Here is an 8,081-nt window from a genome sequence, read left to right as displayed (position 1 = left end):
ACTGACTCATCGCCACTGTTTGACCACAACGAACGAAGTGAGTGGAGGGAGTTTGGCGATGCACCGCCGAAGCCACTCTTCTTCGTGGAGTCGGCCCGCCAGGGCCGACCGCCCCGGCATGAGCCGCCCGGCCACACCCCCAGCCGCAGCCGACGCGCACAACAAGACCTCATCGGAGACCTGAGCAACCATGTCCACCCTGACCCTGCGCGGCGTGCGCAAGAGCTACGAGAACAACGTCGAGGTGATCCGCGGTATCGACCTCGACATCGCCGATGGTGAATTCGCCGTCTTCGTCGGCCCGTCCGGCTGCGGCAAGTCCACGCTGCTGCGCATGATCGCCGGCCTCGAGGACATCGGCGGCGGCGAGATCCACATCGGCGGCGACCTGATCAACGAGGTGCCGCCCGCCGACCGAGGCGTCGCGATGGTGTTCCAGAGCTACGCGCTCTACCCGCACATGACCGTCGCCGAGAACATGGGCTTCGCGCTCAAGCTCGCCGGGCAGTCGAAGGACGACGTCAAGAAGGCCGTCGGCCGCGCCGCCGAGATCCTGCAGATCACGCACCTGCTCGAACGCAAGCCGAAGGCGCTCTCGGGCGGGCAGCGCCAGCGCGTCGCGATCGGCCGCGCCATCGTGCGCAAGCCGCGCGTCTTCCTGTTCGACGAGCCGCTGTCCAACCTCGACGCCTCGCTGCGCGTGCAGATGCGCATCGAGCTGTCGAAGCTGCACAAGGAAATCGGCAACACGATGATCTACGTCACCCACGACCAGGTCGAGGCGATGACGCTCGGCGACCGCATCGCCGTCTTCAACGCCGGCCGCATCGAGCAGGTCGGCACGCCGATGTCGCTGTACGAGCAGCCGGCCAACCAGTTCGTCGCCGGCTTCCTCGGCTCGCCGCGCATGAACTTCATTCCTTGCGTCGCGGCGGCGGCCGGCGGCGGCGCGGTGCAGCTGCGCGTCGAACAGGCCGGCACGCTCAGCCTGCCGGGTGGCCTGCCCTCGGGCGCGTCGGCGCAACTCGTGCTCGGCATCCGCCCCGAACACCTGGGCATCGGCCGCGTCGAGAACGGCCTCGCCGCCCGCGTCGACCTGCTCGAACACCTCGGCGATTCGATCATCGTGCACGCCACGCTGCGCGGCACCGCCAACACCGTCTCGCTGCGCGTGCCCGCCGACCAGGAAGGCCTCGGCGCCGGCCAGGACATCGGCCTCGTGCCGCAAGCCTCGCGCGCCCTGCTGTTCAACGACAACGGCGCCGCCCTCGCCCTCCACTAGGGATCCCCCATGCACGTTCCGCTGCCCACGCTCCTCACCGCCGTGATGAAAACGATTGCACCGCTGTTGCCGCGCGCGTTTTCCACGGACCGCCCGGTGCCGGCTGCAGCGTCGCGCCCCCGTTTTGGCCTGCCACTCCAAAGGCCAAAAGCCGCCACTTCGGCGAACGACCTTCCTTCCACCCCAACAGGAGACCAGGAGAAACCATGAACAAGAAACCTCTGTTCCTCGCGATGGCGCTTGCAGGCGCCGTCGGTTCGGCCGCCGCCGGACCAGTCATCGACTTCTCGGGCTACATGCGTGCGGGCGTCGGCCTGAACACGCGCGGCGGCAACCAGGTGTGCTACCAGCTGGCCGGCGCCGACACCAAGTGGCGCCTCGGCAATGAATGCGACTACGTCGTCGAGCCGAACATCAACGCGAAGCTCGCCGAATTCGAGGGCTCCGACTGGCACGTGCACGTGATGCCGAGCGTCTACAAGGCCTGGGATGCCGGCCAGTCGCAGCCCGACGCGCTGACCACGCGCTTCGGCCAGATCTACACCTACGGCGACCACATCAGCCAGCTGGCCAACGGCAAGATCTGGGCCGGCCGCCGCTTCTACAACCGCCTGCAGCTCGGCATCAACGACCAGTTCCTCGAGAACAACGACGGCAACGGTGCCGGCATCGAGGACATGGAGCTGGGCATCGGCAAGCTCAGCGTCGCGTTCATGATGGACCCGAACTACGGCGTGCCCGGTGTCGCCACCGACACCTCGGTGAAGAACAACCGCTTCACCTTCCCGGTGCGCCTGACCGGCATCAAGGACATCCCGAACGGCGAGCTGTCGATCTACGTCACCGGCTCGATGCAGTCGAAGACCAGCGGTGCCAACGGCCAGGAAGCTCCCAAGCAACCGAAGGGCCTCGCGGTCGGCGCCTACCAGACCATCAACGGCACGCTCGGCGGCGCGACCATCTTCGGCGCCAAGTTCGACAAGCTGGGCGAGACCAAGAACAGCCGCGTGGTGATCCAGCAGACCGGCAAGTTCGGTGAGACCACCGGCTGGGATGCGATCGCCGAGTACCGCATCAACAAGCAGATCAACGCCGCCGGCGGCGACGCCGGCAACAAGTGGTTCGCGCTCGGTGCGCGCACCGACACCTACCTCGGCGGGCCGTTCCGCGCGTTGCTCGAAGTGGGCCACGACCAGGTCAAGCCGGACCTCGGCTCGAGCCTCGCGGCCGCTGCCGGCAGCACCGGCAACCTGACGATGACCAAGATCACCGGCACGCTGGCCGCTTCGGCCGGCAAGGACCCGGGGTCGCGTCCGACCGTGCGCCTGTTCGTCACCCACGCCGCGTGGAACGAGGCGGCACGCCTGAACCTGGGCGGCACCACGCAGGCCGTCTTCGGCGACAAGAAGGCCGGCACGTCCGTCGGGGTCCAAGGCGAGACCTGGTGGTGATCGGCCCGGGCCGCCGCCGGACGGAGAGGTTTTGCCGCGGTTGGGGGATCGTGCTTGCCCGACTCCCCCGGTGTGCGGCCCGATCACGCGGGCTCGGCGCCTCGGCGCCGTGACCCGCGGGATCCCCACGGCGGTGGGGGTCCGAAGCGAGAGAGCGTTGGCCCGGCCCTGTGCCGGGCCTTTTTGCGTGTGCTCTTTCCGATCTGCTCGTTTCAGCCGGCGAGCAGCCGGCCGTCGATCGCGATGCGCAGCGTGCGCATCGTCAGCACCGCCAGCACCATCGTCAGGAAGGCGAGCAGCGCGAGGAAGCCGACCGCGAACGGCCCGATCAGCACCAGCAGCGACGGCACCATCGCCCCCACCAGCGGCTCGTGATGCACCCTTCGTGCTCGCCGCGGCCGGGCTGCTGCAGGGGCGGCGCGTCGCGACGCACTGGAATTCCGTCGAACGCCTCGCCGCCGAGAACCCCGGCGCCACCGTCGAGCCCGACGCGATCTACGTGAAGGACGGCCCGCTCTGCACCTCGGCGGGCGTGACGGCAGGCATGGACCTGGCGCTCGCGATGGTCGAAGAGGACCATGGCCGCGAGCTTGCGCTGCGCGCGGCGCGTCGGCGTGGCGCCGCGCGACTATCGGCGGCAGTTCACTTGACCGGGGCAGCGCAGGCGGGGTCGCGGGGCGGCACGATGGTCCACAGGATGTCGTAGGTCGACGTGGTCGAGCCGCCGGGCATGAACGGCAGCCTGTGCAGCGGCGGCGTGCCGGGCGGGGCCTCGTCGGCGCTGTGGAACAGCTGCACCGAGCCGGCCTCGCGCAGCGCCGCCAGGTCGACCCACGGCGACTTCAGCGGATCGCCCGACTCCAGCACCGGCGGGTTGCCGCCCGAATACACCGAGACCATGCCGCCCTCGTAGGTCGGGCCGACCACGAAGCGCAGCGGGCACGCGGTCGTCTGCCGCCAGGCGGCCAGCACCGTGTCGGCGAGGCGTTGCGCCGGGTAGAACTGGTCGGGGCGGCCGCGTCCGGCGAGCGTCGACGGATCGAGCACCGAGCGCGCGTAGGCCGCCATCAACGCGACGTGGATCACGAGCGCCAGCACGCACAGGCGCCGCAGCGTGGCCGCGCCGGTGCGTTTGCGCAGCAGCCAGGCGAACCACAGGCTGATGAACTGCACGCTCTGGAAGCCCCAGTGATCCTGCAGGCGCACGCCGAACACCAGGCACATCACGACCAGCACCGCGAGCGGGAAGCCGAGCAGCCCGAACAGCCAGGCTCGGCGCACGCGGGGAGGCACGGCATCCTCATGCGCCGCAGCGGCCGGCGCGGCGCGCTGCCAGGCCAGCAGCGCGAGCATCGCGACCAGCACCGGCACCAGCATCCGCAGGTGCACCGCAGTGAACGACAGCAGCTTCTGCACGCGGCCCGCGGCATCGAGCTGCAGCGCGGTCGTCGACGCATAGCGCAGCGTCGAGAACTGGTGGTGGAACACCCAGGCGATGTGCGGCGCGAACATCGCGAGCGAGATCAGCACCGCGAGCGCGAGCCCGATGCGCGCGCGGGCGGTGGCCAGCATGCCGCCCAGGCCCAGCGCGAGGATCAGCCCCGCCAGCCCGACCGCCGACTGGTACTTGGACAGCAGCGCGAGCCCCGCCAGCGCGCCGAGCGCGATCCACCCACCCCAGCCGGCGCGGGCATCGGCGGCGCGCAGTGCGACCCAGGCCGCAGCCGCCAGGCACAGCATCATCACCGTGTTGTGGTTGAACAGCTGGCCCTTCCAGCTGAACGCGAAGTGCAGCCCCCACAGCACGATGGCCACGCCGGCCARCCGCTCGCCGAGCAGGCGGCGCGCGACCAGGAAGGTGAACACGGCAGTGCCGGCGACGCACAGCGCGGCCAGCACGTAGGGCCACAGCGGCGAGAAGCCGAACACGCGGATCGCGGCGGCCAGCATCCAGGTCGGCAGCGGTGGGTGCTTGTGGTAGCCGCCCTCGAAGCTGTGCGACCAGGTGAACTGCTCGAAGTGATCGCCCGGCTGGCCGGGGTTCAGCAGCGCTCCGAACAGCGCCCAGCCGATGCCGAACAGCAACGCGAATGCGAGCGCCGGCGGCAGGCGCGGAGCGCGAGCGGAGACAGGGGAAGACAAGGCCATGGGTGGGGGAAGCCGGCTGCCGACAGGGCGCCGCAGTTTAATCCCCGCCCCCCATGGACAAGGGTGCTTCGCGGTCGATCGGTACTCACCCTCTAGGCGCCGAGGCCCCGCCGCTCCTATCGTCGGTGACCGGTGCCATCGCGCCGATGCCGGAGTTGCACGTGGCCGATCCCATCCTGCCGGAACACCTCGCGCTGCAGCGCCTGTACCACTGGGAGCGCAGCGCGCCCGACCGCATCTGCTTCACGCAGCCGCAGGGTGGCGGCGTGTTGCGCGAGTTCACCTGGTCGCAGGCGATGGCCGAGGTGCGGCGCATGGCCGCCCACCTGCGCGAGCGCGGCGTGCGCGACGGCGCGAAGGTGGCGCTGCTGTCGAAGAACTGCGCGCACTGGCTGATGGCCGATTGGGCGATCTGGATGGCCGGCGGCGTCTCGGTGCCGCTGTACCCGACGCTGTCGGCCGCGACGATCCGGCAGATCCTGCTGCACAGCGAGGCGCAGCTGCTGTTCGTCGGCAAGCTCGACGGCTGGGAGGCGATGAAGTCCGGCATCCCGGACGAGCTGCCGTGCATCGGCATGCCGCTCGCGCCGCCGAACGGGTACCCGCAATGGGATGCGCTCGTCGCGCGCACCGCGCCGCTGACCGGCGAGCCGGTGCGCGACGCGGCCGAGCTCGCGACCCTCATCTACACCTCCGGCACCACCGGCATGCCCAAGGGCGTGATGCAGAGCTTCGGCGCGTTCGCATGGTCGATCCGCGCGGGCCTGAAGCGGCTGGACGCGATCGATCCCGACACCCGCATGCTGAGCTACCTGCCGCTGGCCCACGTGGCCGAACGGGCGCTGGTCGAGCACGGGCAGCTCGTGACCGGCATGCACCTGTTCTTCGCCGAGAGCCTGGAGACCTTCGCGAGCGACCTGCAGCGCGCGCGGCCGACGGTGTTCTTCTCGGTGCCGCGGCTGTGGGTCAAGTTCCAGCAGGGCGTGCACGCGAAGCTGCCGCCGGCGAAGCTGCAGCGCCTGTTGCGGATCCCGCTGGTCGGTGCGCTGGTGCGGCGCAAGATCCTGCGCGCGCTCGGTCTCGACCAGTGCCGCATCGCCGCCTGCGGCGCCGCGCCGCTGCCGCCGGAGCTGCGCCGCTGGTACGAGGGCCTGGGGCTGCCGATCCTCGATGCCTATGGCATGACGGAGAACTGCGGCGTGTCGCATGCGACGCACCCCGGGCGCGCGAGCCCCGGCACGGTCGGCCCGCCCTACGACGGCGTCGAGTGCCGCATCGCCGCAATCGACGGCGAGATCCAGATGCGCAGCCCGGGCTTGATGATGGGCTATTACAAGGCGCCCGGGCTGACGCGCGAGGCGATGACCGACGACGGCTGGCTGCACACCGGCGACAAGGGCGAGATCGACGCGCAAGGCAACCTGCGCATCACCGGCCGCGTGAAGGACCTGTTCAAGACGAGCAAGGGCAAGTACGTGTCGCCGGCGCCGATCGAGGACCAGCTGGTGATGCACCCGGCGGTCGAGGCCTGCTGCGTGATCGGTGCGAACCTGGGCCAGCCGATGGGCATCCTGATGCTGTCGCCGGCGGCCGCGCAGGGCGCGGGCAACCCGCTGTCGCGCCAGGAGCTGGAGACCTCGTTCGAGGCGCACCTGCGCCACGTCAACGAGCGGCTCGATCCGCACGAGCAGCTCGACTGCCTGGTCACGGTGAGCGAGCCGTGGACCGTCGACAACGGCTTCATCACGCCGACCTTCAAGGTCAAGCGCAACCGGATCGAGGAGGCGTACGGGGCCTTGTTCGAGGGCTGGTCACGGGCGGGTCGTGCCGTGCTGTGGCACGCGGGCTGACGTCTCGGTGGTCAGCCGTAGGACGAATCCTCGAAGTCGCGACCGGTGGCCGCGYGACGCAGGTCGATGTGCCGGATGGACTCTCGAATAGCGTTGTAGACGGCGCTCATGCGCCGATCGCGCTTTGCAGCTCGCACCGCACCGAGATCGACGACATCGGCCGATGTGGGTTCGTTCGAATTCGCGCGATCGAACGGGGATGCAGAGAAATTGAGGGGGAGCTGCTCAGGTGTCTTCATGTGCTGCTCCTGCTTGGGACGGGGCTTGAGAAACCAGCCTGCGCTGGATGAGAGATTCTACGACCAGCGCTTCCAGCGCGGGCAACGCCTCCAGGCTCTTCTCAAGCTTTGGCGTAGCGACATCGGGCCTGACGCGGATCACCTTGCCATTCTTCTTGCGCGAATCCGGCCGCATGCGGAACAGGCTCAGATAGCGGCTGGGCGCCACGCCGTCGTAGGGGATCAAGCGAACCTTCGATGCGTCCTGTTCATGCTCGCTCAACGCATCGCCGTGCAGCTTGATGGCCAAGCTCTTCTGGTAGGGCTCGATGTAGTAGATCTCCCGGATTCCAGCCGCGATGATGTGGCGGGCACATGAATGGCAGGGATAGGTCGTGATGTAGATGCGGCCATCTCGCACCCGGTCGCCCTTCTGTCGCAGCGCCGTCAGGATGGCATGCATCTCCGCGTGGATCGATCTGGAAAACTCGATCAACCCCCGCAGCTTCTTGTTCGTCAGTACTGCGGTGACGGCCTGATCACGCTTCTCCGCAGGGATCAACCCATCGAGCGATGCGATGACATGCTCTGCCAGCAGTGATTTTTCCTCGTCGTTGTAGCACTTGCCGCCATGATTCCAGCAACGCTTGTCCTGGTCGCCGTTCGTGTCGGCAGCGAGATCGGTCACGTAGAGGTCGCCGAATGCCTTCGGCACATCATTCCAGCCGACGGCCAGAACCTCGCCTGTGGCGTCGGTGACCGCAGCGCCCACTTGCCTCGACAGGCAGGCGGAGTTTCCTGCTGCGGAAGCGGCGGCGTACATGGCGGCTTCCGATCGCGTCGGCGTGATGACCTGCGTGCCGAGGATGAGGTTCAGAAATCGCTCAACTCGGGCACGCAGCTGAGTTTCGGTCTGCGAGTCCATCCGCAAGAAGAAGTCGCATTGGGGAAAGGTTTCGGCAACGGTTTGCCCACCCGCCAGTTCTTCACCTGAATCGCGATCCATCAATGCGGCAACAGCAGGGCCGTCGAGTCCATGCGAGCGCAATGCTTCCTCGCGCTGCCATAGCGGTGCGAAGACACCAACGACATACAGCGCCTCGCGGTACACGGTGCGCAGCAACTCCAGCTC

Annotated in this window: 8 protein-coding genes and 1 pseudogene; 5 read left to right on the top strand and 4 right to left on the bottom strand. The window is 68.7% G+C overall.

The features are described from left to right. The first annotated feature begins 190 nt into the window (after window positions 1-190). The 3 genes from AC1D01_RS13215 to AC1D01_RS13205 are packed head-to-tail and all read left to right on the top strand — an operon-like array spanning window position 191 to window position 2,733. Window positions 191-1,282 (top strand): ABC transporter ATP-binding protein, encoded by a 1,092-nt coding sequence (locus AC1D01_RS13215; protein ID WP_477866863.1) that lies wholly within the window; start codon window positions 191-193, stop codon window positions 1,280-1,282. Between the two features lie 9 nt (window positions 1,283-1,291). Then, complete coding sequence (locus tag AC1D01_RS13210; RefSeq protein WP_477866861.1) at window positions 1,292-1,492, top strand: hypothetical protein; 201 nt, start codon at window positions 1,292-1,294, stop codon at window positions 1,490-1,492. Beyond that, window positions 1,489-2,733 (top strand): carbohydrate porin, encoded by a 1,245-nt coding sequence (locus AC1D01_RS13205; RefSeq protein ID WP_477866859.1) that lies wholly within the window; start codon window positions 1,489-1,491, stop codon window positions 2,731-2,733. Before AC1D01_RS13210 ends, AC1D01_RS13205 begins: the two co-directional genes overlap by 4 nt. Before the next feature lie 212 nt (window positions 2,734-2,945). On the opposite strand, the gene AC1D01_RS13200 is transcribed toward AC1D01_RS13205, so the two are convergent. Further along, the gene (locus AC1D01_RS13200; protein ID WP_477866857.1) at window positions 2,946-3,113 is read right to left on the bottom strand and encodes a hypothetical protein; all 168 of its coding nucleotides are present in this window, start codon (window positions 3,111-3,113) and stop codon (window positions 2,946-2,948) included. Between the two features lie 5 nt (window positions 3,114-3,118). On the opposite strand from AC1D01_RS13200, the pseudogene AC1D01_RS13195 reads away from it, so the two are divergent. Beyond that, window positions 3,119-3,409 (top strand): annotated as a pseudogene (locus AC1D01_RS13195) (DJ-1/PfpI family protein); the annotation flags it as partial. On the opposite strand, the gene AC1D01_RS13190 reads toward AC1D01_RS13195, so the two are convergent. Then, window positions 3,376-4,881: a glycosyltransferase family 39 protein gene (locus AC1D01_RS13190; protein WP_477866855.1), complete on the bottom strand. Its 1,506-nt coding sequence runs from the start codon at window positions 4,879-4,881 to the stop codon at window positions 3,376-3,378. The pseudogene AC1D01_RS13195 and the gene AC1D01_RS13190 overlap by 34 nt on opposite strands. Window positions 4,882-5,027: 146 nt before the next feature. Here AC1D01_RS13190 and AC1D01_RS13185 point away from each other — a divergent pair, with 146 nt between their 5' ends. Further along, the gene (locus AC1D01_RS13185; protein WP_477866865.1) at window positions 5,028-6,731 is read left to right on the top strand and encodes an AMP-binding protein; all 1,704 of its coding nucleotides are present in this window, start codon (window positions 5,028-5,030) and stop codon (window positions 6,729-6,731) included. 11 nt (window positions 6,732-6,742) lie between these two features. Here AC1D01_RS13185 and AC1D01_RS13180 read toward each other — a convergent pair whose 3' ends face one another. Further along, the gene (locus AC1D01_RS13180) at window positions 6,743-6,970 is read right to left on the bottom strand and encodes a hypothetical protein (RefSeq protein WP_477866853.1); all 228 of its coding nucleotides are present in this window, start codon (window positions 6,968-6,970) and stop codon (window positions 6,743-6,745) included. Continuing rightward, window positions 6,957-8,081, bottom strand: a 1,125-nt coding sequence (locus AC1D01_RS13175) for a deaminase (RefSeq protein WP_477866851.1), incomplete at its 5' end; no start/stop codon positions are given. The genes AC1D01_RS13175 and AC1D01_RS13180, both read right to left, overlap by 14 nt.

The sequence above is a fragment of the Rhizobacter sp. P3_B12 genome (genome assembly GCF_056402895.1).
This window is presented reverse-complemented; position numbering and strand designations above follow the sequence as displayed.